This is a genomic window from Micromonospora aridisoli, assembly GCF_056150025.1.
On the sequence record NZ_JAXCFK010000009.1, the window covers coordinates 237,741 to 262,530 of the forward strand.

At 71.4% G+C, this 24,790-nt stretch carries 18 protein-coding genes; 6 read left to right on the plus strand and 12 right to left on the minus strand.

Going from position 1 to position 24,790, the window contains the following annotated elements; translation table 11 throughout:
- Nucleotides 1-16: 16 nt before the first annotated feature.
- The 3 genes from SM447_RS20410 to SM447_RS20420 form a co-directional block, all read right to left on the minus strand.
- Nucleotides 17-8,704 carry an SDR family NAD(P)-dependent oxidoreductase gene (locus SM447_RS20410; RefSeq protein ID WP_474574432.1) on the minus strand — a complete coding sequence of 2,896 codons (8,688 nt, stop codon included), beginning with the start codon at nucleotides 8,702-8,704 and terminating at the stop codon, nucleotides 17-19.
- A gap of 20 nt (nucleotides 8,705-8,724) precedes the next feature.
- Nucleotides 8,725-9,927, minus strand: coding sequence for a class I SAM-dependent methyltransferase (locus SM447_RS20415; RefSeq protein WP_474574433.1), 1,203 nt, complete (start codon nucleotides 9,925-9,927; stop codon nucleotides 8,725-8,727).
- A gap of 66 nt (nucleotides 9,928-9,993) precedes the next feature.
- Entirely contained in the window at nucleotides 9,994-11,427 is a 1,434-nt protein-coding gene (locus SM447_RS20420) for a methyltransferase (protein WP_474574434.1), read from the minus strand.
- A 144-nt stretch (nucleotides 11,428-11,571) separates the two neighbouring features.
- Here SM447_RS20420 and SM447_RS20425 point away from each other — a divergent pair, with 144 nt between their 5' ends.
- Nucleotides 11,572-11,802, plus strand: a complete 231-nt coding sequence (locus SM447_RS20425) for a hypothetical protein (RefSeq protein WP_474574435.1) — start codon at nucleotides 11,572-11,574, stop codon at nucleotides 11,800-11,802.
- A gap of 97 nt (nucleotides 11,803-11,899) precedes the next feature.
- Here the strand turns inward: SM447_RS20425 and SM447_RS20430 are convergent, their stop codons facing one another.
- Nucleotides 11,900-12,727 (minus strand): SAM-dependent methyltransferase, encoded by an 828-nt coding sequence (locus SM447_RS20430; protein WP_474574436.1) that lies wholly within the window; start codon nucleotides 12,725-12,727, stop codon nucleotides 11,900-11,902.
- A 167-nt stretch (nucleotides 12,728-12,894) separates the two neighbouring features.
- On the opposite strand from SM447_RS20430, the gene SM447_RS20435 reads away from it, so the two are divergent.
- Entirely contained in the window at nucleotides 12,895-13,422 is a 528-nt protein-coding gene (locus tag SM447_RS20435) for an NADAR family protein (RefSeq protein WP_474574493.1), read from the plus strand.
- Between the two features lie 262 nt (nucleotides 13,423-13,684).
- Nucleotides 13,685-13,906 carry a hypothetical protein gene (locus SM447_RS20440; protein ID WP_474574437.1) on the plus strand — a complete coding sequence of 74 codons (222 nt, stop codon included), beginning with the start codon at nucleotides 13,685-13,687 and terminating at the stop codon, nucleotides 13,904-13,906.
- A gap of 195 nt (nucleotides 13,907-14,101) precedes the next feature.
- Here SM447_RS20440 and SM447_RS20445 read toward each other — a convergent pair whose 3' ends face one another.
- Nucleotides 14,102-15,691: a DUF6194 family protein gene (locus tag SM447_RS20445; protein ID WP_474574438.1), complete on the minus strand. Its 1,590-nt coding sequence runs from the start codon at nucleotides 15,689-15,691 to the stop codon at nucleotides 14,102-14,104.
- Nucleotides 15,692-15,745: 54 nt separating this feature from the next.
- Between SM447_RS20445 and SM447_RS20450 the strand changes: the two genes are divergently transcribed.
- A complete protein-coding gene (locus SM447_RS20450) occupies nucleotides 15,746-16,489 on the plus strand; it encodes a TioE family transcriptional regulator (protein WP_474574439.1) in 744 nt (247 codons plus the stop codon).
- Between the two features lie 390 nt (nucleotides 16,490-16,879).
- Here the strand turns inward: SM447_RS20450 and SM447_RS20455 are convergent, their stop codons facing one another.
- From SM447_RS20455 to SM447_RS20485, 7 genes are all read right to left on the minus strand, one after another.
- On the minus strand, nucleotides 16,880-19,261 hold the full coding sequence (locus SM447_RS20455; protein WP_474574440.1) for an FtsX-like permease family protein: 2,382 nt from the start codon (nucleotides 19,259-19,261) through the stop codon (nucleotides 16,880-16,882).
- Nucleotides 19,258-19,965 (minus strand): ABC transporter ATP-binding protein, encoded by a 708-nt coding sequence (locus SM447_RS20460; protein WP_474574441.1) that lies wholly within the window; start codon nucleotides 19,963-19,965, stop codon nucleotides 19,258-19,260. Before SM447_RS20460 ends, SM447_RS20455 begins: the two co-directional genes overlap by 4 nt.
- Nucleotides 19,966-20,200: 235 nt before the next feature.
- Nucleotides 20,201-20,764 (minus strand): histidine phosphatase family protein, encoded by a 564-nt coding sequence (locus SM447_RS20465; RefSeq protein WP_474574442.1) that lies wholly within the window; start codon nucleotides 20,762-20,764, stop codon nucleotides 20,201-20,203.
- A 496-nt stretch (nucleotides 20,765-21,260) separates the two neighbouring features.
- Entirely contained in the window at nucleotides 21,261-22,235 is a 975-nt protein-coding gene (locus tag SM447_RS20470) for an ABC transporter permease subunit (protein WP_474574443.1), read from the minus strand.
- On the minus strand, nucleotides 22,232-23,131 hold the full coding sequence (locus tag SM447_RS20475) for an ABC transporter ATP-binding protein (protein ID WP_474574444.1): 900 nt from the start codon (nucleotides 23,129-23,131) through the stop codon (nucleotides 22,232-22,234). The genes SM447_RS20470 and SM447_RS20475 overlap by 4 nt, the downstream gene beginning before the upstream one ends.
- Nucleotides 23,128-23,523 carry a GntR family transcriptional regulator gene (locus tag SM447_RS20480; RefSeq protein WP_474574445.1) on the minus strand — a complete coding sequence of 132 codons (396 nt, stop codon included), beginning with the start codon at nucleotides 23,521-23,523 and terminating at the stop codon, nucleotides 23,128-23,130. The genes SM447_RS20475 and SM447_RS20480 overlap by 4 nt, the downstream gene beginning before the upstream one ends.
- Nucleotides 23,524-23,718: 195 nt before the next feature.
- Complete coding sequence (locus SM447_RS20485) at nucleotides 23,719-23,928, minus strand: hypothetical protein (protein WP_474574446.1); 210 nt, start codon at nucleotides 23,926-23,928, stop codon at nucleotides 23,719-23,721.
- A gap of 1 nt (nucleotide 23,929) precedes the next feature.
- On the opposite strand from SM447_RS20485, the gene SM447_RS20490 reads away from it, so the two are divergent.
- Complete coding sequence (locus tag SM447_RS20490; RefSeq protein ID WP_474574447.1) at nucleotides 23,930-24,226, plus strand: hypothetical protein; 297 nt, start codon at nucleotides 23,930-23,932, stop codon at nucleotides 24,224-24,226.
- A gap of 258 nt (nucleotides 24,227-24,484) precedes the next feature.
- Entirely contained in the window at nucleotides 24,485-24,667 is a 183-nt protein-coding gene (locus SM447_RS20495; protein ID WP_474574448.1) for an antitoxin, read from the plus strand.
- Nucleotides 24,668-24,790: the final 123 nt, after the last annotated feature.

Genomic DNA, 24,790 nt, shown 5'->3' on the forward strand with positions numbered 1-24,790 from the left:
TTGATCAGTGGTTTTCTCAGGCCGGCGGAAGGGCCGCGCCGATGTGCCGCGCGACCGCCTGCACCGCCGGTGCGCGCAACAACGAGTAGTGATGCGCATCGACGACCCTGATGGTCAGATCGCCGCCGACGAACGGTCGCCAGCCGAGGTCGGCCTCGTCGAACGCGTCGTCGACGCCCATGCCGACCCTGGTGTTGGCAGGCGAGGTCCGGCCGGTACGCAGCAGGAGGACCGGTACCTCCGGGCCGAGGGGGTGGGCGGTGTGCCCGGCGAGGGCGTCGAGGTGCCGGGCAAACACCTCGAAGCGCCGGCTGGTCGCCGGCTCGTCCCGGCCCAGCACGCCGTGCCCGCGCAACAGCTGTTCCAGGGCCGGAAGGTCTGCCGGCATATCGGTGTCGAGGAAGGCGGCGATCGAGCGCAGGTAACGCCGCCACAGCTCGTCTCGGGTGCGCGGCCGGTCCAGACCCTCCAGAGCGACGATGCGGTCCGGGCTGTTCGAGTCGATCATGATGAGCCGGGACACATCATCGCCGCGACGGCGGAGCTCGACGGCCATGTCGTGGGCCACCGTGCCGCCCATCGACCAACCGCCGAGCAGGTAGGGGCCCTCCGGCTGCTGGAGTCGGATGACGTCCAGGTACTGCCGCACCATGGCCGGAATGGTCGAGGGCCCCTCGTGTCCGGCGAGCGCAGGGTCGGTCAGCGCGACGATCGGACGCGAGGTGTCGAGTTCCCGGGCCAGCTCCGCATAGCAGATGACGTCTCCACCGGACGGATGCACCAGGAACAACGGCGCTCCCCGGCCCTCCCGCAGCGGGACCGCGATGTCGGCACCCGGCTCGGCGACCGTCACCGCCGAAGCGGTGACGTCCCCGGTGGTCACGGCCGAGGCGGTGTTTCGGTCGCGGAGCACGTCGGCCAGCCCTGCGAGCGTGGGAACGCTGAGGAAATCCCTCGGCGAGACCGGTCCACCGTGCCGGGTCGCGACTCTGCCCAGCATGCGGACCGCCAGCAGCGAGTCCCCGCCGAGCGCGAAGAAGTCCGCGCGGCGGTCCATGGCGGCCTGGTCCGATACGTCGAGGCCGAGCACCTCGGCCCAGAGGGCGGCCAGCTCGCGCTCCAGATCGTCGGCGGGTGGGCCGCCGGCTGAGCCGGCGGCCAGAGCGGAGCTGGTGGGGCCGGTCTCCCCGGGACGTGCGACCACCGGGGCGGGCAGATCGATCGGTCGTTCCCAGCCGGAGCCGTCGAGCAGGGCGTGGGTCAGGGTCGTCGTGTCGGCGACGACGCGGTCGACCACGCCGGGGCCGAAGAGTTCCTCCACCAGCGCGAAATTGATCACCAACTCCTCGCGCAGCTCGAACACCCGGCACTCCAGCCAGATCTGTGGCGTCCGGACCTGCTGGTAGTACTCGCCGGTGACCAGCTCGCCCAGTGGGCCCGCGCTGGCCGGCAGGTCCCCGCCGAGCGCGTTGTCCATGCCGAGAGTGCTCTGGAACACCACCGGAGCGACGGGACGCCGCGTCCCGCGCAGCCGGCCCAGTTCCCGAGCGACCTCGACGCCGGTGACCAGGTTGTGCGCCAGGGTCTCGCCGACCTCGGCCTGCGCCGCCGCCGCCAACTCCGCGAAGGTGGTCCCGGTGGTGAGATCCACCGCGACCAGGGCCGTGGTGGAGAACGGGCCGATCATGCGATCCACGTCAGCGTGCAACGGCAACCGGTTGAACTGGAGTGTGTTGAGCAGGAACCGGCGCTCCCCGGTCAGCCGGGACAGCGCGATCGAGTACGCGGTCAGCAGCGCCGTCGCCGGCGTCACGTTGCGCCGGGCGCACTGCTCGCGCAGTGTCGTCCATTGCGCGCCGTCCAGTCGCGTTTCCCGCATGCCCATCAGCGGCGGATCGACCTGGTACGGGTCGACGACGGTGGGTACGGAGGGCGCGTACGGCAGGTTCGGCAGCCGCGCCCGCCACCACTCCCAGTCGGCGCGCCACTCCGGCGTCCGGCGGACCCGGTCCATCGCCGCCACGTAGTCGCCAAAGTCCACCAGCAGCGGCGGCAGCACCGTGTTCGGGTCGGCGACGTAGGTGAACATCTCCCGGTCGAACACGCCGGCACCCCACCCGTCGCAGGTGAGCAGGCTCAACGACACGTGCAGCCGGCCCTGCCCGCCGGGCAGGAAGGTCAGCCGGGCGTCGTAGCCGGGACCGCTGGTGGGGTCCGGACCGTGGCGGCTCATCTCGGCGCGCAGCGCGGTGAGGGCCCGGTCCGCCTCGTCCGGGGTGGCGTCGCGCAGGTCGAGGGTGCGCACCGGCCGGTAGACCGACGGATCCTCGATGTCGAGGATGCGCTGCGTACCGTCCGGCAACAGTCGGGCGCGCATCATCGGCTGGTGCGCGACCACCCGACGAACCGCGTCGTCCAACGCCTGCGCGGCCTTCTCCGCGTCCAGTCCGGACAGCCGGATGTCCGTGTACGCGTGCACCGACGGATAGGACAGCTCCCAGCCGCCGTGCTGGCCGACGAAGTACGCCTGCTGCAGCGGCAGCATGGGGAACGGCGCGTCCCGGTCGATCCGGCGGCGCAGCCGGATGTCCGTGCCGGGCCGGGCAGCCGTGCCCGCCGGCTGCGCCCGGACCAGCTCGGCCAGCTGCCGGATGGTCAAGGTGGGTCGGATCTGCGGCAACGGCAACCCCACCCCGAGGCGCTGGCGGATCTGGGCCGCCATGCGGACCGCCAGCAGCGAGTCCCCGCCGAGGTTGAGGAAGGTCGCGTCGACCGGGACGCCGTCCGGGGCCAGGCCGAGCAGGTCGGCCCAGACGCCGGCCAGCGCGGCCTCGGTCTGGTCGGGCAGACTCCGGTCAGCGGGGCGGACCGCCGTCGTGGGCCGCGGCGTCCCGTCCGTCCAGGCCTCGTCGACGTCGCTGAGCCGTTCCAGCAGGCGTACGTAGCTGCCGAACGCGGCGTCCGCCTGCGCCGGGTCGAGGACCTGTTCGTTGACGTCCCACTGGAGCACCAGTGCGTCACGCAACTCGAACACCTGGTGGTCCAACCAGACCTGGGGGGTCTGGCTGACGCCGTACACGACCGGGCCGAGCCAGTCGTGCTCGTGTGGCTCGGCTCCGCCGGCCCGGTCGAGACCGAGCATGCCGGTGAAGACGACCGGAACGTTGGTCTGGGAGCCCGTGCGGCGGGCGCGCTCGGCCAACAGTTCCAGCCCGGAGAACTCGCGGTGGTCCAGGTCGGCGAAGAGGCGCTCCTGCACCGCCCGCACCCGGTCGCCGAAGCTGCGTCCGGTTCGCCGGTCCATCTCCAGCAGCAGCAGCGAGGAGAACTCCCCCACCACCCGGTCCACATCGGGGTGAATCTCCGGACGGTCGAAGACGGTCAGGGTGACGGTGAAGTGCTGCCCGCCCGACCAGTCGGCCAGCACGTCACCGTACGCGGCGAGCAGCACCGCGGTCGGCGTGACTCCCGCCGTGGCGGCCCTGTCCCGCAACCGTCGCCACCGGTCGGGCTCCAGTTCCGCGCGACGGCGTCCGAACCGCGGCGGGCCCGCAGCAGGTCGCGCCGGCAACTCGGGCGCACCGGGCAACACGTCCAGCCGATCGCGCCAGTACGCGGCGGCACGGCGGTACCGTTCGCCGTGGCTGCGCTGTTCGAGGGCGGTCACGCACTCCGCGAACGTGATCCCGATCGGCGGCAGTTCGGTCTGCGGATCGCGGTAGAGCGTCGCCAGCTCCCGGTCCATGATCATGTAGCTGGCGGAGTCGCACATCAGCACGTCCACCGAGAGCGCCACCCGCGTCACGTCCTCCGACAGCCGGACGGCGTGCACCTCGACGAGTGGCCAGCGGCCAGGGGCGGCGACCCGGTGGGAGAGCCGCTCGCGCAGCTGCCGCAGCACCTGCTCCCGCTGCTCTGGTCCGACGGCACGGCAGTCCACGACCGGGATCCGGTACGTGGGGATCTGGTCCAGCACCAGATTCTGCCCGTCGTCGGTGATCACCGCGCGCAGCATCTCGTGCCGCTCGATCAGCCGGTTCCACGCCCGCTGGTACCGCTCGAGGTCGAGGCCCGCACAGTCGTGCTCGTAGTAGAAGTGGCAGCCGACCTGGCCCAGGTCGAAGGTGCCGGAGCGGCCGATCCAGTAGGCGTGCTGCACCCGCGTGAGCGGAAACGGCTCGCTGGGCACCGGCCGACTCGTCGGTCCGGTGACGGAGGCCGGCCCGGTGACGGACGCCGGTCCGGTGACCACGGCCGGTGGCGGGATCGAGGCGGGCGCAGGAGCCGGTGTCGGGCTGGTCTCGCCGCGCTGCCGGGACCCGACCGCGACGAGGCCGGCCAGGGCCGAGACCGTCGGATGGGCGAGCAGGTCGCGCAGCGAGACCTCCACGCCGTGCCGGTCCCGCAACACCGCGAGCACCCGGGTCGCCAGCAGCGAGTGCCCGCCCAGTGCGAAGAAGTCGTCGTCGCGGTCGGTGACCGGCCGGCCCAGCGCCTCGCTCCACACCCCCGCGATCAGGCGCTCCGCGTCGTCGGCGAGGGTGCCGTCGGCTCCGCTGGAGCCGCTGGTCGCCCGCACCGTGCGGGCGGCGAGAGCCAGCGAGCGGCCGTTGAGTTCCCCGGGTGAGACGGCCACCTGGGGTGGGCAGGTGCCCGAGCGGGCGAGGGCGCCGAGCCGGATCAGCGCGGTTACGGCGTCGTCGGCGTCCAGGGCGTACCGCATCGTGATCTCGGATACGGATTCCCGCTCCTCGGCGGTGCCGAACCGCCAGCGGTCGGAGTCCACCGACAGCCAGCGGGTGCCCTCGGTCCGCCCCCCGACCTCCGGTGCACTCGACGACGCCTCGGCCGCTCCCCCGGCGACGGCGACGCCGTCCAGGAACCGGCTGGCCGCCACGTAGGGGCTCAGCCCGAAGCCGCCCACCGTCCCGGCGGCCGAGGACATCAGCAGCACGGCCCGCGGACGGACCTGCGGCTGCAGCCCGCCGATCGTCCTTGCCAGCGCCACCGCGCCGCCGACCTTGGGGGCCACCACGGCGTCCACGGCGGCGGCGTCGAGTTCCGACAGCGGTGTCAGTTCGATCACCACCGGGGCGTGGACCACCAGGTCGATCCGCCCCCACCGGTCGACAACCCGGTGTAGCAGCCGAGCGACGGCATCGGTATCGGTGACGTCCAGCGTCTCCACCCACACCCCAGCGCCGGTGGCGCGAAGCTGACCCAGCGCCTCTCGACGGTGGGCCAGCCGTGGCTCGGTGGCCGAGGCGTCCGGCTCCCCGGTACGCCCGGCCAGCACGACCCGGGCGTGCTCCTCGGTGACCAGCCGCCGGGCCAGCGCCAGCCCGACGTTGCCGAGCCCGCCGGTGATCAGCACGACCGGCGCGTCGACGCGTTCGGGCACCCCGGCGGCCGGCCGCCACGGCTCCCACTCGCGGATCCACCTCCGCCCGCCCCGCCAGGCCAACTCCCAGCCGGACGCAGCGTCCGGACCCACCAGGTCAGCGGCCTCGGCCAGCACCGCGTCGAGCGCCGCGTCCTGGTCCGCGCCGGGCAGGTCGACACTGCGCCAGCGGATCGCCGGCAGCTCCTGAGCCAGCACCCGCGGCACTGCGCGGGCAGCGGTCGCGGACGGGTCGACCGGCTCGTCGCCGGCCACCCGTTCCCCGCACACGGTGACCTGAAGCAACGCGAGGCCCGCCGGGGCGGTGTGGCCGGGTAGATCGGCGAGCAGACCGGCGAGCCGGCCCGCCGTGAGCAGATCTTCGCGCACGCGGGCCTGCGCGTCGGCAGTCGTGGCGGACGAGTCGGCCACCCACAGCACGCCGTCGATCCGGTGGTCCGCGCCGTCGGAGGTCGAGGTCCGGACGTCGACACCGGCCCGCCGTAGGGCGGCCTCGAAGACCGGTGCCCGGTCGGTGTCGCCCCAGATCAGCCAGCGGGTGCCGGCCAGCTGCCCGGTGACGTCGGCGGGCGGCAGCTGTCGCCAGGCCGGCACCTGCAGCGGCTCGGTGGCGTCGGGTTCGGCGGTGTCGGGGCCGATCACGCTCCGGGTACGCCGACCGGTGGGCGCGTCGATCCAGTAGCGGTCGCGCTGGAAGGCGTACCCGGGTAGCGACAGCCGGCGGCGGTCGCCGCGGCCCAGGGCCTCGGAATCGATTGCTACGCCGTGGCACCAGAGCTGGCCCAGCGCTTCGAGAAAGGCGTGCCGCGTCGCCGTGGCCGAGGCGTCCTGCGGGTCCGCGAAGGTGGTCAGCGCGGCCGGTACCGCCTCCCGTCCGGCCTGCGCCGCCAGCGAGGCGAGGCCGGTGCCCGGACCCACCTGGACCACGATCGCGGGACCGTCGGCGAGCGCTGTCCGCATGGCTTCGGCGTACCGCACGGTGGAGCGCAGGTGCCGCGCCCAGTGTTCAGGGTCGGCGAGTTCGTCGGGGGTGACCTGCCGGCCGGTGAGCGTGGTGATCAGAGGAATCACCGGCGGCTTGGCCGTCAGGCGCGCGGCCACCGCCCGCAGTGCCGGCATGATCGGTTCGACCAGGCGGGAGTGGGCCGGCGTGTCGATCGGAAGAACCCGGACGTTCCGTCCGGCGGCGGCGAGCTGCCTGGCCGCCTCCGCGACGGCGACGCGGGGCCCGGAGAGGGCGCAGGCATCCTGCGCGTTGACCGCGGCCAGGTCCAACTCGGGGTGCTCGGCGAGCAGGGCGCGCGCGTCGTCCTCGGTGATCTGGGCGGCCAGCACGGCTCCGGGCGGCAGCTCACCCATCCGCGTGGACCGTTCCGCCACCAGTTCGGCGGCCTGACCGGCGGAGAGGATCCCCGCCGCGACCGCCGCCGCGTACTCACCGACGCTGTGCCCCAGCACCAGGTCCGGGCGGACGTCGTAGTGCTCCAGCAGCGTGGCCGTGGCGACCGCGGTGGTGAACAGAGCGGGCAGACCGGTGCGCGGCGCTCGGGCCGCGGCGCGGGCGTTCGCGTCGTCGGGCGCGGCGAGCATGATGTCGCGCGGGTCGTCGCCGGTCAGCCGGCACAGCTCCGCGGCGATGTCGTCCGCCGCGGCGGCGAAGACCGGCTCGTCGGCGTAGAGGCCGCGGGCCATGCCCGCATACTGCGCGTCACCCCCGGGGAAGGCGAAGATCACCCGGGCGGCCCGGTTGGGCGACGGTGCGAGCGGAGTGGCCCTGCGCAGCGCCTCGGCGGGATCCTGTCCGGGTCGCACCGCCACCGCGGTGCGAGCCGTCTGCTCCCGGCGGCCGGCGGCGAGGGTGAAGGCGACGTCGTCGAGCCGGTCATCGGGGCGGCCTTCGGCCAGCCGGTCGGCCAGGCGGAGTGCGGTGGCCTGGCAGGCCGCGCCGGTCGCCGCCGACACGAGCAGCAGCTGACTGCGCTCGTCACGGGCTGCCGACGGTGTGGCCGGCGCCTCCGCCAACACGACGTGGCAGTCGACTCCGCCGACGCCGAAGGAGCTGACCCCGGCTCGACGTGCGCCGTTGACCGGCTCCCACGGCGTGGTCTCGGCGACCAGTCGCAGGGCGGATCCGGAGAGACCCAGCTGCGGGTTCGGCTGGTCGGCGTACCGGGAGGCGGGGATGACCCGGTGCTGCAGAGCCAGGACGGTCTTGATGAGCCCGGCGACCCCGGCGGCGGAGTCGGCGTGGCCGATGTTGCCCTTGACCGAACCCAGGCCGCACCAGGGCCGGGGCGCACTGCCGAAGACACGGGCCAGCGCGCGTACCTCGATGGGGTCGCCGAGCGGCGTGCCGGTGCCGTGTCCCTCGATGTAGGAGATGTCGGTGGGGTGCAGATCGGCCGTCCCGAGTGCCTCCGCGATGGTGCGGACCTGCCCGGTGACGGACGGAGCGGTGAAGCCCACCCGTTCGGCGCCGTCGTTGCCGACCGCGGAACCCACGATCACGGCCCGGACCGGGTCCCGGTCGCGCAGCGCGTCGGACAGCCGCCGCAGGACCACCACCCCGACGCCCTGGGTGAAGACCGTCCCGTTCGCCCCGGCGGCGTACGGGCGGGTGTGGCCGTCTCGGGAGAACGGGCCGTCCGGCACGTACAGGTAGCCGAGCCCTTGCGGTACACGTAGCGACACACCCCCGGCGATGGCCGTGTCGCACTCTCCGTTCAGCAGTGCCTGGGCGGCCAGGTGCACCGCGACCAGAGAGGTGGCGCAGGTGGCCCCGACGCTCACCGCGGGCCCGGTCAGGCCGAGCCGGTACGCGGTGCGCAGCGGCAGGTAGTCCGCGACGTTGGCGCCGTGCAGGTCCAGATTCCCGGCCGGGTCGGCACCGCCCGTCGGGTCGAACCGGCCGGCCAGGTTGGTCAGCAGGTACGCCGACAACGCCGATCCGGCGTAGACCCCGACGGTGCCCGCGTCACGGGTGCCGCCGTGACCGGCGTCCTCCAGCGCGTGCCACGCGCACTCCAGGAACAGCCGCTGCTGCGGGTCGAGCACCTGAGCTTCGGGGGCACCGATCCCGAACGGGTCCGGGTCGAAGCGGTCCTGATCGGCGAGCACTCCGCCGACGGGCACGTAGAACGGGTTGCGGCGCAGTGCGGCGGGCACCCCTCGCCGGGTCAGCTCAGCGGCACTGAACCGCGTCAGCCCTTCGCGCTCCGCGATCAGCAACTCCCACAGCGCGTCCGCGTCCGGGGCCTCCGGAAAGCGGCAGGCCAGGCCGACCACGGCGACAGGCTCGATCAAGGGGTCTCCTTCGTTGAGGATCAACCGGCGGAAGCGCGTCCCAGGTAGGCGAACTGGCCGAACCGGGCGACGGCGTCGGACTCCGCCGGCAGCGCCGCCACCGGGTCGAAGCCGGCGACCCGCATGCAGTCGAGCCATTCCGTACGGCTGGGAAACAACCTGTCGGTACCGCGACGGAAGTCGGTGAAGTCGACGTCCGGATCGTCCGCGGCCGGCGACATGAGGAACTCCATCGAGGTCATCAGTTGCAGGTGGTCCCGGCTGGTGTCGATGAACAGCAGCCATCCGTCCGGCTCGACCAGCGTCCGGAGGCCGGCGAGGACGTCACCGGCGTGCCGGGAGTTGTGCAGTACGTTCGCGGCGAGGATCACGTCGGCGCAGCCCCGGTGGTAGCCCTGCGCCGCGAAGTCCCGGTTCATGTCGAACAGGCCGTACCGCATTCCCGGGTGCGTGAACCGCTGGCCCGCGGCGGTGAGGAAGAACCGGCTCACGTCGGTGAACAGGTAGTCGACCGGCACGTCGGTGAGCGCGGCGAGGGCCTCGTGGGTGGTGCCGCCGATACCGGCGCCGACCTCCATCACCCGCAACGGCGCGGCGCCGCGGTGTCGACTCGCGATGCCGCGCAGCAGCGTGCCGGCGGCCCGGTTGATGTAGCGGCTGCCCACGTTTCCGCGGTAGACGGCCTCGGCGACATCCAGGTCACCATCGTTGAACAGCAGCGCCTGGAGGCTGATCTCGTCACGCAGCAGCTCCGGCAGGTACGCCACCGAGCTGAGCAGGAAATGGCTCATGGCCGGGCCGTACTCGAGCCGCGCCACGCCGTCCTCAAGGTCGGCGGTCGCCTCTTCCAGTTCGGCGGCGGAGACCCGGCGTAGCCCGCGATGGCCGGCCGGATCCTCGGTCAGCATGCCCGCCGAGGTCAGCGCCGAAAGCCACCGTCGCACGATGCGTCGGTGCCGCGGTGCGACCTTGGTCGCCGCGTAGATCGTGCCGAGCGGGTGGACCGTCTCGGGCCGGTCGAACAGGCCGCAGCGACCGAGGGTGTAGGCGATGGCGAGGAGCGCCACCTCGTCGAGCCGATCGGCGACGGCCAGCACGTCGGGCAGATGGACATCTTCGAGCGTCTGCCCGCCCGCGGTTGACGCCTGGCGTACCAGGTGTTCCAGAGCGCTGCCGTCGGCAGGGGACGTGTCGAGCGGGGACCAACCGTCGGTCCGGTCCATCGGTCACCCGCTTCCGTCGTCATGCGTCCGCGCCGCACACAAGTTTGGTATTGGTTTTCATTGTCATCATAAGGGCCGACCGCGGTCTCTTCCAGCCCCCCGCCCCAGGGATTCCGATACGGACCGCGCGAGCGGCACGCCTACGGCGACGGACACGTCGATGCCGTCCAGCCGCTCGGCCCGCAACACCCGGCGGGCGACCTGCATCAGCATGCGGCGGACGAAGAGCTCGAAGGGCTCGTGGGCGACACCCGGACCGCTCGCGGCGATCAGCGCAACCGGCCGTGCCGCCGCCGCAGCGGGACAGACCACGCCCAACGTGTGCGGGTCGCCGGGCTCCAGGGCCACGACGGCACCGGTCCCCCTGACCGCCAGCCCGAGCTGGTACGCGGTCACAGCATCGGGCGCGGCCGCCAACAGCCGGTTCGGGATGCCGGAGATCCGCACGGGACCCCTGGCCACCCGGTCGGCCAACGCCTCCAGCCGGACCGCGGAGAGGCCGATCCGTTCCCACTCGACCCCCGGGGGCTCGACCGGGTTCCCGGGCTGGTCGACCAGGAGCACGGCGTCGAACCGGTAGCGGGTCAGTTCCGTGTCGGCGCGCAGCTGTTTGGGCTGCACGGCCATCGACACCTGACGACCGGTCTCCGCCGCGATCCGGCACAGCAGCCGGGCCAGCCCTACCGGGTCGATGAGAAGTTCAGGTTCGCGGTCGGCCCGCGCCCGTGCCCGGCTGGCGATCAGCGCCGGATCGGCGCTCGGCTCGACACCGCGTTCGACCCATTCGCAGAACCGGGCGAACAACCCCGCGTGCCGGACGTCACCGACGACGATCCGGCCGCCGGGAGCCACCAGATCGACTGCGGCGCGCAGCACCACGCCGAGATACTCCAGGTTGGGGAAGTACTGCACGACGGAGTTCAGCACCACGCAGTCCGGGCCGTCGACCGGGCAGCCCACCGCGTTCAGGGCACGACGGACCGAATCATCGTCGACCTCGTGGGCCGCGGCGGAAACGAAGGCGGTTCGTCCAGCGTCGACCTCCGCGAGCGACGCCAGAACCGAGGGAACGATGTCAGTCCCGACATAGCCATCGACACGCTCGCGCAGGCGTTGCGCGAGCAGACCCGTACCGCACCCGATCTCCAACACCCAGCGTGGCCGGTCTCGCAGGGCGAGCGCCGCGGCCTGGTCCGCCCAGTCCCGCATGTGCTCAGCGTCGAACGCAGCTCCCGTGTCGGACCTGCGCCATCCGGCAATGTCCAGATCTGGTGTCCGCCCGTGCGTCTCACCGTAGACCGAGTCGTAGATGTCTCCCCAGTGCCGCAGATACTCCTGCATGAGCGCACCGGGGGACGGCCGGACCGACAGCGCGGCCGCCGCCGGCGTGAGCACGACACCGCCCGGCTCGACGTGCGCGACATCGATCCAGGGGTGCGCTGCCAGCCGGCGGGCCGCCAGTGCCGTCGCGGCGCACTGGCCGCCTTCGTCGAACGGCACGTATGGCTCCTTGGTGGACCGGCCGGTTCATCCGCTCCACCAAATCTAGCCTATTGGAAACGATATTCGATACCCTTTTGGGGCCGGGGCGGAGTCAGGAACGACGCCGGACACGGCCTGCGGTCGCCTACCGGAGCGCGCGACATGGCGACCATCCCGCATTCGCAGCGCAATGGTGACCTGGAGTTCCCACTGATGTTGCCGAACCGGCTGTTCACCCACTCTCTGGTGGAGCACGAGCTGTCCTGGCTGGCGGCTGCGCACGCCGACCCGGATGGACGGGTCTCGCCGGAGGTGCTTGCCGCCTGTGGCACCTCGCCACGGGCGAGCGTGAGCCGCACCGCCCCCTCGGCGCGGCGGTCACCCAGCTGCTGACCGCCCAGGCGGCCGCCCTCCGAGCACTGTCCACGCTGGATGCGACGGTGCGGTCGAACCAGACCTCCGCCGTAGCGGCCGGCTACGTCGCGACGCTCTACGGTTTGCGGGCAAGTAGTCCGACGAAGGTGTGGTAGGTGTCGGTCTGCTTCGACGCGGGTGTGTCCGGATCCGGACGCCACTCGGCCAACGGCACCAGTCCTGGCTCCAGCAGCGTCAGCCCATCGACGAAGGAGAGAATCTCCTCGTCGGTACGCCAGCGGCCGGTGCCCAGCGACTCGTTGAAGATCCGCTCGACCTCACGGGCCTTTCGGGAGCCTTCCGGGTCCCGCTCACCCGGATCACGGAAGTGCGAGATCGCCACGTAGCTGCCCGACGGCAGCGCTTCGACCAACTCTGCCGACACCGCTCGCGGCTCCTCGTCGTCACCGAGGTGGTGCAGGATCGCGAAGAGCAACAGCCCGACCGGCCGGTCGAGGTCGAGGAACCGGCGGACGTCCGGGTCGTCGAGGATCTCCTGCGGTCGCCGGATGTCGGCCTGAATCACCGTCGCCGTGCCCTCCGCGGAGAGCAGGGCCCGCCCGTGCGTCAGGACGATCGGGTCGTTGTCCACGTACACCACCCGGGCGTCCGGGTTGTGCTCGGAGGCGACCTCGTGCACGTTGCCCTGCGTGGGCAGTCCTGACCCGATGTCGAGGAACTGGTCGATGCCGGCCTCGGTGACGAGGAAACGGATCACGCGGCGCAGGAAGGCCCGGTTCGCCTGCCCGGCGGCCGGCCCGTCCGGAGTGATCCGCAGGGCGTGCTCGGCGACCTTCCGGTCGACCTCGAAGTTGTCCTTACCGCCCAGGAAGTAGTCGTAGACCCGGGCCACGCTGGGAACGGTGGGGTCGATTCCGGGAGGTGCGGCCTTGTCGCGGGTCAACGGCGTCTCCATCCGACTCTGATCACCGCACCGGTTCCAGTGGGCGGTTCCGGACCTTGTCCGGGAGTGTAGCGATCGGACGGTGCGGATTGCCGCCCCGTTGGTATCGCTCCCAGCGGATCGGCCCCGTGACCAGGTAACACGCCGAACGGCGGTGAGCGGCGTGTCTGGCTGGGCCAACTGGTCGGGGCACCTTCTGGGGCCACCGGTCGCAGCGCGACGGCAGCATCGGGGCGGGCTGCCTGAGTCAGTGGTGGCCGGCAGCGTTCACCATCGACGGGCAGCGCTTCGCCACCGCCGAGCACTACATGATGTGGTGCAAGGCCAGCCTCTTCGACGACCACACCACGGCCGCCCAGATCCTGACCGTGGCGCACCCGCAGGCGGCGAAGACGCTGGGCCGGCAGGTCACCGGCTTCGACCCGCAGGTGTGGGAGCAGCACCGCTACGCCATCGTGGTGGCCGGGAACATGGCGAAGTTCGGCCAGCATCCCGCGCTGCGCGCCTACCTGCTCGGTACCGGTAGGCGGGTGCTCGTGGAGGCCAGCCCGCTGGACCGGGTCTGGGGCATCGGTGTGGCCGCCGACCACCCGCACGCCACCTACCCCACACGCTGGCGCGGGCTGAACCTGCTCGGCTTCGCCCTCATGCAGACCCGCACGAGTCTGCGGGAACAGGAACCGACCGATGGGTAAGCCACCCAACCTGGTCGCCGCCGAGTACGCACTGGGTGACGTGGATCTCGAGCGGGTGCCCTGGTACGCGGCGGACTGACTCGCCAACGGACACGACGGACCGACACTGCGTGAACTCGCCGGACTCAACGACACCGACACCCGGCCCGTCGGTGAACTGCTACCCGACGCCCTCATCGAAGCCGGCGCGCCTGTCCCGTCCGCAGCCGAAGCAGCGGACGCGTGGCTGGCGGCCCTGGCGCAGCAACTGGTCTACGGTGTGGTGGACGAGCGCACCGTCAGTGAGCACGCCTCAGCCTTCGTCTCCTCACATCTGGACCTGGGTGGGAACCTGCGCAGCCCGTTCACCGACCTGCACGTGATCCCGGACGAATGGGACCAGGGCTGGGGACGCAGCAACCAGGAACTGACGGCGACGGTTCGCCAGCTATGTCGTGATCACCTATCCCGCGTGGATCGCCGGGGCCTGACCCCACGCGGTTGACGCATCGCACCGTGGACCAACAAGTGAGTGGCCTCCGACAACTGCTCAACGCGTGGGACTTCATCGGCGTGCACCACCCGCCACACCTATTCACCTGGTGGGGCACCGATCACGGGACCGTCCAGACGTGTACCGCAAGACCCTGATCGGAGATCGCCGGCAGACGCACGTACCGCTGCGGCGCTGGTCGGTGGCTCAGTCCTGCTGGTCAGCCGCTCGGCGTGTTGAGCGCTCGTGACGGTCGACTGCTCGAGTGTGGGCGATCGCGAGGAGCCGATCGATCTCGGGCAGCATGTGCGGGCCGGGCATGACGATGCTGCCGACGCCGTACAGCGCGTAACCCGGGTGCGGCATGAGAGTGTCCAGCCGGGCGAAGTCGAACTCGTGCCGGTGGTCCTCGAAGGCCTTGGGTGGGAAGCCGAACAGGCTCTCGAACTCGGCTCGGCCCAGGTCCAGGTTGAGGCGGAAGACGCCCGGACGGTCGAGCTGGGAGGCCTCGTCGAAGCCGGGCACGTCGTGCTCGACGATAGTGGCGAAGGGCTGGCGGCGGTCCGGGCCGACATAGAAGAACCGGTCACCCCGGGCGCCCTCGGGTGCCCCGTTCTCCTCGCTCGCCACGACCTGCTCGACGTCGGGCAGCGCGAGAACACGGTCGGCGAGCACGGCCACGTCGACACCGGTCGGGATGTGCAGCACCACGTCGGCGTGGTCGATGGTGGCCTGGTCCAGCGGGAAGTAGCGGTAGTCGTGTGTTCTCTTCTCGGCCGCCGCCATCTCGGAGGCCCGGACGTACCGAGGAAGCGTGGTTTCCTGCTGGAGCACACCTTCGTAGGTCCACGGGGCGGGCGCCTCGATGCCGAGCGCGGGGCTCGCGCCGAGGCTACCGACGATCACCGCGTACCGGTCGTCCAGCAGCGATGCGATGATCGCGCCGGCACCGGCCCACGATATGTCCGTTCCGGCCATGGTCATCGTGCTCGAGTGGCGCTGGAGGTGCGTGTTGTGCGCGAAGACGAGCGTGGGTCCGCGGTGTGCCTCGGTCGACCGGATCGCGAGCAGGTTCTCGGCCATCAGTGCGTCCCGGACCCCGGCCAGGCGGGCGATGCGTTCCTCCTGCTTCAGCGGTGCGGCGGCCGTAGCGTGGTAGCGCAGCACCGCGACGGCGGACGTGGCGTGCACGAACGCCGCCTGCCAGCCATCGGGGCGGCGGGGTGCCTGCTGGTACAGCTCGGTCAGCAGGTCGTCGGCGATCACCCGCAGGCGCTGGGCGTCGGCCGAACGCCCGATCGACCTGCCGGGCTCCCAGATCGCTGCCGTGTCGCTCCACCGCGCCTCGTCCCCGATCAGGTCGTCGATCTCCGCTGATCGATCGAGACCGAGAAAGTCACAAACCTGGGTGAGGTAGCGCCGCGGACTCGGGGCGCCCTCGATTTCCAGCGGGGCGTCGAAGCCGTGGAACGTCAGGCGCTCGGAGGCCGGCCGTCCGGCGTTCCACTCGCGCATCCGCAGCAGCAGATCGCGGTTGGCCGGGGCGACGCCGAACCCGTGGCTGAACCCGTTGGCGAGCGCACGGTCGAGCGTGACTGCGGCGGAGCCTTGGACGAACTCGTTGGCGATCAGCCCCGCAGCCCGGTCGCTCTCCAGCGCGATCGACCGGTAGCCATGCTCGGCCAGCGCCATGAAGGCCTCGTTGCGGATCTGGAGGAAGGCGGACTCGCCGTGGGTCGGCTCGCCGAGCGCGAGCAGATCCGGCGATACGCCAAACAGGTCGAGAAAGGCTGTCATTCCATCAACCGTATCTTTGAACCGCCGGTTGAAACTTGTGAGAGACGGAGCGCGGTGACAGCCACGAAACCCTCCAACCCTGGGGTACACCGACCAGTCGACCTCGCGCGCCGGCACGGCCTCTCCGCGCAGGCCGTGCGCAACTACGAACGAGATGGCGTCCTGCCGTCGGCCCAGCGCAGCCCGACCGGCTACCGTCGGTTCACCGAGGTGCACGCCATGGCGCTGAGCGCCTACCTCGCGCTGATCGCGGGCCACGGCCACGCGGCCAGCGGCGACATCATGCGTGCCGTCAACCGGGGCGAGATCGACGCGGCGCTGCGCACGATCGACCACAGCCATGCGCTGCTGCAACGCGACCGAGAAACCGTGGACGCGGTCGAGGCGACGATCGCCGTTCTCACCGGTTCGACGCCGCGACCGCAGAACCGGAAAGCCGTGCCGATCAGCCTGCTGGCCCACCGGCTCGGCGTACGACCCGCGACCCTGCGCAAGTGGGAGCGGGCTGGAATTCTGCAGCCGGCGCGCGACCCGGCGACCGGCTACCGCGTCTACTCTCCAGACGATGTCCGCGACGCCGAACTCGCTCACCTGCTGCGTCGCGGTGGATACCGGCTCGACCACATCGCTGGCGTGCTGCATCGGGTGCGCGAAGCCGGTGGTGCCGAACCGCTCGCCGCGTCGCTGCGCCAGTGGCGGGAACAACTGACCGCGCGCGGCCAGGCCATGCTGACCGGGGCCGCCCGGCTCGCCGAATACATCGACGCCGGCACCAGGCCCACCGCACCGCGGCGCTGAACTCCGGCCGGCGTACTTCTTCTCTGCCGCCGGCCGCGCGCTACGGTGTGCAGCCGGTGGCCCACAGGTGGCGGCGCGCGGCTGGACATGGCGTTGTCACGATCGCCACCAAGGTTCAGCTGTCGCGGCTCACGACCGGTGCGCCATCGGCCACGTGGCATGCGAGGCCGTGGACGGGGCGCGTGAGATCCGTATGCGGGCGGCTGCATCGAGCGCTTTCTTGCTGGTGCAGTCCAGCACGCAACGGATTAGCGCACGCTCCGAGCAGGCTAAGGGCAGCGCTACTCGCGGCGCGACCGCTGTGCGTCCGGCGGACCGGCGGCCGATGGCACTCGCCGCCGGCCTGACCATGGCCGGGTAAGGGCGCGAATTCGGCCGTGATCGCGGGCGTCACTGGTAGTTGAGCGTTTCGCGGATGGTGAGCCGGGCCGCTCGGCGGGCTGCCGCCAGCGTCGCCACGGCGGCTGTGGCGACTGAGAGCAGCAACCAGACGGAGATCCCGCCCGGTGACAGCTGCAGCGGCAGCGGCAGCCCGAAGGAGAGCGTGCCCAGGAATCGACCCATCAGGAGAGACAGCGGTAGTCCGAGGATGACGGCTATCAGGGCGCCGAGGATGCCGGTGAGGGTTCCTTCCAGGAGGACCAGGCGGCGGATGGTGGCGGGACGGGCGCCGATGGCCTGCATGACGCCGTACTCACGGGTGCGTTCGGTGACGATGATGCTCATCGTGGACGCGAGCCCGAGGACACCGACGGCGGCCATCAGCACGGCCAGCGCGATCAGGGTGCCGATGAAGATGGCGACGTGCTCGTCGATCGCGGCACGCAGGTCTGTGGTGAGGAGCGTGTCGACGACCGGTAGCCCGGCGGCGGCGAGCGCGGCCTCGACCTGACTGGTGACGGCTACCGGGTCGCCGGCGGTGCTGATGCGCACGATGGTGGTGCCCGTTTCGGTGAGCCCGGTGACGCCCTGCGGGCTGGTGTAGGCGGTGGCCGGTCCGCCGGCCTCCACGACGGTGCCGACGAGCTGCCAGCGCCGCACGATGCCGTCGACGGCGAGGTGGATGTCGTCGCCGATGGCGGGCTCGTCGAGGCGTGCGAGGGCGGTCTGGTTGAGCACGATCGCGGTGGTGTCGCCCGCCTGCAGCCAGCGTCCGGCGGTGACCTCGAAGTCGAGCAGGTGGGTGGGGGCGGGCACCGCGGCGATCACGAACTGGCCGTGCCCGTCGTCGGGGTAGGTCTGCTGCGCCTCGATGCGTCCGTCCGCGGTCGCGGGTGTGGCCGGCAGGGAGAGCACCGGTTCGGCCGCGGTGACGCCGTCGACGGCGGTCACGGCCGTCGTGACCGTACCGGCTGGTGCCGGCGAGGCGAGGCGAAGTTCCGCGTCGTAGGCGCGGCGGGCCATCGAGTCATCGACCCAGCGGTCCCACGCGGCAGAGCTGTTGAGGCCGGTGGTGAAAAGAGCACCACCGGCGGCCAGCAACGCCACTGTCAGCACCAGCCGGACCCGGCGGCGCAGCAGATTGCGGACGGCGAGGTTGCTGAGGCGGCCACCGCGCAGCCGGGTCAGCCACCGGTCACTGCGCCTGCCTCCCACACCGCTGCCCGCGCCGTACTCGTCGAGCGCGGACCGAACGGTGATCCGAGCCGCCCGCAGCAGTGGCACAAGTGCGACCGCGAGCGGGATGGCAAGCCCGGCAGCCGCGTAGACAACTGGCACCCACCACGGCAAAGCGTGGTCGGTGATCTCGACGTTGAGCATCCCGGCCACGAGATGGGTGAGCCCGTACCCGCCGAGCAGTGCCGGGCCGACGGCCAGCAGGGTGGCGGCCGCGGCGATCACGGCCACCGCCCCGAGGTAGAGACGAAGCAGTTGACCGGTGGTGGCGCCGACGGTCTTCATGATGCCGATCTGGCGCGTCTGTGCCGCCAGCATCCCGCCGAGCGTCGCCGCGACCAGGACGCCGGCGAGGAACAGGGCCGCGATGGCGAACATCAGGAACATGCCGGTGATCGTTTCCGACTGGTTGTGGTGCGGGTGCTGGTACGGAGGCACCTGGATCAGATGCACCTTGTGACCCTGCGAGGTGAGCCATCCGGCCACGGCGTGCGCCGTCGCCTCCACGCCGGCCGGGTCACGTGCTGACGTGACGATGCGCAACTCGTCGGCGGTCGCGGTGAAGCCGAGACGGGCCAGCCCTGCCGGGGTGAGGTAGCCATAGCCGGTGGCTTCCTGCCCGGCGGGGGCCTGCGCGGGGTCGTAGACGGTGCCGGAGACTCGGACCGCGGTGGTCGCGCCGGAGGGTCCGGCGATGGCCAGGCTGTCGCCCACTTCCGCGTCCAGGACCGGTTCGGCGGTTCGTTCGATCAGCAGGTCACCGTCGGCGGGCGGCCAGGCGCCGGACTCCACCCGAATCTTGGCGATCCGCATCGGGTCGTCCGGTGCGACGACGAACAGCAGCATGCGGCGCCATTGATCACCGACACGAACCCGGGTGTGGACCGTCTGCCGAGTCGTGGCATCCGTGACGCCGGGTCGAGTGCGGACCTGGCCGAGCAGGGCGGCGTCGGCCCCGCCCTCGACGTCGATGGTGGCGCTGGCCGGGTTGGTGCCGGCATAGACCGCCGCGGCCTCGCGGACGATGACGGTACGGGCGATGAGCAGCGCCCCTACTCCCGACAGGGCCACCACGAGCGCCACGACCATGACCGCGACCCGGCCGCGGGCGGCGGACAGGTCCCGCCACATCTTCACCGTCCGCGGCGGCATCATGCCGACACCGCCACGTCGCCCGCGACCCGCCCGTCCATCAGGGTGATCTGGCGGTCGGCGTACCCGGAGAGGTCGCGCTCATGGGTGACCATCACGATGGCCTTGCCGGCGCGGGCCAGCTCGCGGAACAGTTCGAGGACGGCCTCGGCAGTGGCCGAGTCCAGGTTGCCGGTCGGTTCGTCCGCGAGGATGACCGGTGGGTCGTTGGCCAGCGCCCGGGCGATCGCGGCCCGCTGCTGCTGCCCGCCCGACAGCCCGGCCGGCACCTTGTCGGCGTGCTCGGCGATCCCGACCCGGTCCAGCAGTTCCAGGGCGAGCGGCCGGCGGCGGCGCGCCGGGACGGTGCCGCTGAAGTCCATCGGCAGCATCACGTTCTCCGCCACGGTCAGCGTCGGCAGTAGCTGGAAGAACTGAAAGACGAGCCCCACGGCGCGCCCCCGCCACGCCGCCAACCCGGCCTCGCGCACCTCGTGCACGGCGGTCCCGGCCACCCGGATCTGTCCGGCGGTCGGCCGGTCGATGCCGGCGAGCAGGTTCAGCAGGGTGGTCTTGCCGCTGCCGGACCGGCCCACCACGGCGACGAACTCCCCCGCGCGGACCTGGAGATCCACCTCGCTCAGCGCGGAGAAGTCACCGCCTGGTACGGGGTACGTCTTCGCCGCACCACGGACGTCGATCACCGGATCGTCGGATCGGGGGTCCATGCAGGAATTCTGTCCAGCAGGGCGGTAACGACCGGATAATCCTTTCAGGATCATGTCAAGGTCAACATGCACCGGCCACTGCCGCCGCTGACCGCACCGGCCGGGCCTCGGTACAGGCCGAGCGCGCCTGGTTCGGGACTGTCTCCTCCCACCTATCTCCCGGACATCCGCTGACGCCCCATCAGCGACCAGTCCGTGCACTCCTGAGGGAGGTGTCGTGCCGGCTGGTGACTGTTCAGTCGCTGAGGCGCCGAACGACACCATTGAACAGGTCGATCTCGATGAGGTCGGGGAAGCGCAGGGTCGCCCAGAACTCGACCGAGTCGGGTCCGAGGAGCTGCCTGCTGGCCAGCCAGATTGTGACGGCCATTCCGTGGGTGCCCACCACCGGCGTTCTGCCCTGGTCGGCTGCGGTTGCGGCATGGCGGGTGATGGCCTCGTCGAGGCGGTGGACGACCTGCTCGTGGGGTTCCCAGCCGTGGGGGCAGACGCCCTGAATGTAGGAGCGGGCGGTGGCGCGGTAGCTGGAGGTGTCCGACCACTGGTGGGGGCGGTGTACCTCGACCAGTGCGGTGTCGGTGACGACGGTGCTGGGCCCGGCGATCTCCTGCACGGTCTGCACGGCCTTCGGCTCGCTGCTGGCCACATGGTAGGCCGGACCGGTCACGAGCGGACGCAGCGCGCGGGCGGCGGCCCGGGCGGCTGGGCTGAGTTGCCAACGTTCGGCCGGCACCGCTGGATCGACCACCGGCATCGCGTGCCGCACCAACAGCAGCCGGGTGCCTTCGATCACCACCACCGGGCGAACATATCGGGTGGCGGCGCCAGAGTCGCGGCCGGCAGCACGACGGACCCGCGCGAGGATGGTCAGGGCTAGTGCGGTGTCCATTAATGTGGCTGGGCCGGCCGGGCAGGGGTTGTTGGTGTCCGGCAGGGGCATCCGTGCCGAGCATCGGATGCCCCTGACCGACCCGAAAGCCCGCCGCCGGGCGGTGGCCCGGCGGGCACCGCGACCTGACCGCGGCCGCCACCATCGCCACCCGGGCACCGGGCGGCGGACCCACCACCAGCCCAGCACACTGCTGCCGCAGGTGATCACGCACCGTCGAGCCGGCCGACACCTCCCCGGTGCAGGTCAGTCCCGACGTGACCCCCGCCGCCCACCCCGGGCGGCACCACGGGATCGGTTGGCCAGCGGTGGCCCGCCCCACCCATCCGGGAGGGGAGTCGCTCGCCCACCAGGCGAGGATCCACAACACCCACCACAAACCCGGTGAACGTCAGTGGACACCGCACTAGATCACACGGCGACGTACCCGCCACACCACCACACCGATCAGGATCGCCGCGGCGGCCACGAACAGGGCCGTCTCGATGAGCTGGAACGTCCAGAACCGGTCGGCCGGGTGGTAGACCGCGAACTGCTGGATGCCCCGCGCGTGCAGGAACTGGTTGAGGTTGGTGCCGGCCCGGTCGGCGGCGGCCTCCAACTCGTAGTAGTCGGTCCAGCTCAGCCTGCGCCCGGTGGCGTCGGCGTAGCCCTGTTCGATCACCCAGTCGGCGAAGTTGGACACGGGCCGGTACCCCGCCTGGTCCGAGCCGCCGACGGGGACCGGCTGCATGGCGGTGAGCGGGGTGGCGTACGCGGGACGGGCCAACAGCGCCACCGACATCCGGGCGGCGAGGAACGCCCCGAACGCGACGCCGAACGCGGGCAGGCTGCGCCGCAGGATCGCCCCGGCGGCGGTGGCGACGCCGAACGCGAACAGCGCGTACGCCACCGGCACGAGTCCCTCCACGTCGAAGGCGTCGTACTGGAACCGCCCTTCCCACGCGTCGAACGGCTGACGGAACCAGGTGAGCACCGCGGTGAACATCCCGGTGAGCGCGACGGTGACCCCGGCCAGTGCCGCGAGCTTGGCCGCCAGCCAGCGCATCCGCGGCACGGCCTGCGTCCAGGCGAGCTGCCAGGTGCCGTCCTCCAGTTCGCGGGCGAGCAGCGGCGCACCGAGGAACGCACCGATGACGACGGGGACCAGATAGAAGCCCGCCAGGAGGTTCTCGATGTACCCGTACTCCTCGTCGAGCCGGCGGAAGGAGGCGGCGCAGGCCTCGCTGGTACCGGCCTCTCCCGCACACCGCGCGGCACCGCCGGAGAACAGGTCGTGGGCCTGCACCCCGAGCACGAGCAGGGCAATGCCGAACATGCCGACGAGCAGACCCAGGACGCAGACCTCGGTCCGGTGCTGGCGCCAGATCAACCACCTCATGCCGCCACCTCCGACGTAACCGTGGCGCTCGGCTCGGCCGGCCGGCGCAGGTACGCCAGCACCAGGTCGTCCAGCGCGACCTGCCGGGCCTGCCACCCAGGCGCGGCCGGGAGCCCGCCGTCGCGTACCAGCAGGGTCGTGTGCCGGTCGCTGTGGACGGCCTCCACGACGGCGCCGGCCCGGTCGAGGTCGGTGGGCGTACGCGGGCCGACGAGCAGCCGGTGCTCGGCGAGGAGGGTGTCGATGTCACCGGTGAGCGTGACCCGGCCCTGGTTGAGCACCACCAGGTGGTCGCAGACGCGTTCCAGCTCGTGCACGACGTGCGAGGAGAACAGGACGGTCACCCCGCCTTCGGCCACCCCGCCCATGAGGACCTGGAGGAACTCGTGCCGGGCCAGCGGGTCGAGGCTGGCCACCGGCTCGTCGAGGACGAGCAGGTCCGGCCGCTTCGCCAGGGCAAGTGCCAATGCGACCTGGGCCTGCTGCCCGCCGGAGAGCGTGCCGGCCCGGCGGTCGAGCGGGATGCCCAGCTTCGCCAGCCGACGCTCGGCCAGCCCCTGGTCGAACCGCAGGTTGCAGGCCCGGCCGAAGCGGAGCATCTCGGCGACGGTAAAGCGCTTGTACAGCGGGTGGTCCTGGGCCAGGAACCCGACCCGGGACAGGGTTTGCGGGGTGCTGGCGGTGACGTCGTGGCCGAGGACCTCCACCGTGCCGGTGCTGGGTGCCAGCAACCCGACGACCAGGCGCAGCAGCGTCGTCTTGCCCGCGCCGTTCGGCCCGACCAGGGCGATCACGCCGCCCGCCGGCAGGGCCAGGGTGCAGTCGCGCAGCGCCCAGCCTTTCCGGTACCGCTTGCCCACACCGTCGGTGCGCAGCGCGAACTCATTCGCTGTCACGCCACGTCCTCGTTTCTTGTCTGCTGGTGGACGGACGTGAAGAGCGCGTTGACCGCCTGCTCGTCGAGGCCGGCCGCGTAGGCGCGGCGCAGCCAGGTCGTCAGACCGCGGCGCAGCGACGTGTACGTCGATGCCGGCATCACGGCCGACTGCTGTTCATTGACGAACGTGCCCTGGCCGGGCCGGCCGGTGACCAGGTTCTCCTGCTCCATCTGCCGGTACGCCTTGGCGACGGTGTTCGGATTGATCGCCAGGTCCTCAACCACCTCGCGGATGAGCGGGAGGCGGTCACCGGGTTGGAGAAAGCCCAGCAGCACCGCCTGGCGGACCTGCTGGACGAGTTGCAGGTACGGCGGCACGCCGGAGTGGGTGTCGAGCCGGAAGACGAACACGGTAGCCCCTTACTGCTTTACCAGTAACATAGTAAAGCAGTAATTCGGTGGTCAAGGGAGCAGACAGCGACTGGTCAATCAGAAAACGACCCCGTCACCGAGGTCGGGGGCATCGCTCAGGTACCACCTGGATCTCCACTCGATGCCGGAGGTAGTCGTCGTCTGCGGTGCGAGCGTCTGCACGGTCTGCAGCGACTACGGGCCCACCCGGTCCGGCTCGTCGCAGGAAGGGACGATTCCCCGCGCCAGTGACTGGGCGATCTCGTCCCGTCGACGCAGCGCGGCACGGAATCCCACGACCTGCGCGACGAGAGTCTTGCGGTGGCCCGCTGTCGCCTGCACCGTCCAGGGGCGCTGCAACAACACCCGGCCCAGGACCGCCGAGACCAGCAGCACAACGACCACGATGAGTTCCTTCCCGGTGCGCTGGTCCGCTTCGGAGAGCCCGCGCCGCTGCTTCCAGGCGTTGTTGTCGCCATGGTTCGGAGGTACGTCCGCCTGCGGGCCGGTCGGCTCCGCCACCACCGCGGGCGACGCCGGCGCACTCGTAGGTATCGCGAGCCCGGTCCACCACGAGTACGTCGCTGAACTCGCCGATCGTTTGGCCGACGCCCAGGTGGCGACGATCGAGGCTGGCCACCTGGTGCACGAGAACGTTCCAGATGAGCACCTCAAGATCCTGTCCGCATTCCTCACCGAGTGATCAGCACCGATCCGCTGTTGCAACGATCCGCGCACTCCGTGGCGTGAAGCCGCGCTGGTCCGATCGCCGTCCTGAGTAAGCAGTCTCGCGCTGTCGTGGCAGCCACCGTGAATGACGTGAAGCCGTCATCCCTGATCACCGTTTCAGGCCAAGTGCCAGCTCGGGCGATACCGGGCGATTCGTCCGAACGGTCGGCGTTTGCGATGCGGGGCCAGGGGAATCCGGCAGAAGGTGGCCCCTAGAAGAAGGAGGACCGTCGTGGGTGACTTCATGAACAAGGCCAAGAACCTCGCGGACAAGCACGACAAGCAGGTCGACCAAGGGCTGGAGCGGGGCGGCGACATGGCCGACAAGCGCACCGGTGGCAAGTACGAACAGCACATCGACAAGGGCGTGGACCAGGCCCAGGCACGTACCGGCGAGGGTGACCAGGTGCGCTGACGCCGACGCCGGTCCCGGGTCACCCCGAAGGGTGACCCGGGCCGTGTTTTCGCCGGTCAAGTGCGGCAGCGCCGCCCTCGCACCCGGCCGCTTGCCGAGGACCAGGCCGGCCGGTCTGGTCGC

Bases quoted from the DNA above. Each gene is read 5' to 3' on its own strand.
- SM447_RS20445 (WP_474574438.1), bottom strand. From the start codon at position 15,691: ATGACAGCCTTTCTCGACCTGTTTGGCGTATCGCCGGATCTGCTCGCG.
- SM447_RS20460 (WP_474574441.1), bottom strand. From the start codon at position 19,965: ATGGACCCCCGATCCGACGATCCGGTGATCGACGTCCGTGGTGCGGCG.
- SM447_RS20425 (WP_474574435.1), top strand. From the start codon at position 11,572: ATGGCGACCATCCCGCATTCGCAGCGCAATGGTGACCTGGAGTTCCCA.
- SM447_RS20470 (WP_474574443.1), bottom strand. From the start codon at position 22,235: ATGAGGTGGTTGATCTGGCGCCAGCACCGGACCGAGGTCTGCGTCCTG.
- SM447_RS20415 (WP_474574433.1), bottom strand. From the start codon at position 9,927: ATGGACCGGACCGACGGTTGGTCCCCGCTCGACACGTCCCCTGCCGAC.
- SM447_RS20490 (WP_474574447.1), top strand. From the start codon at position 23,930: ATGAGTTCCTTCCCGGTGCGCTGGTCCGCTTCGGAGAGCCCGCGCCGC.
- SM447_RS20455 (WP_474574440.1), bottom strand. From the start codon at position 19,261: ATGATGCCGCCGCGGACGGTGAAGATGTGGCGGGACCTGTCCGCCGCC.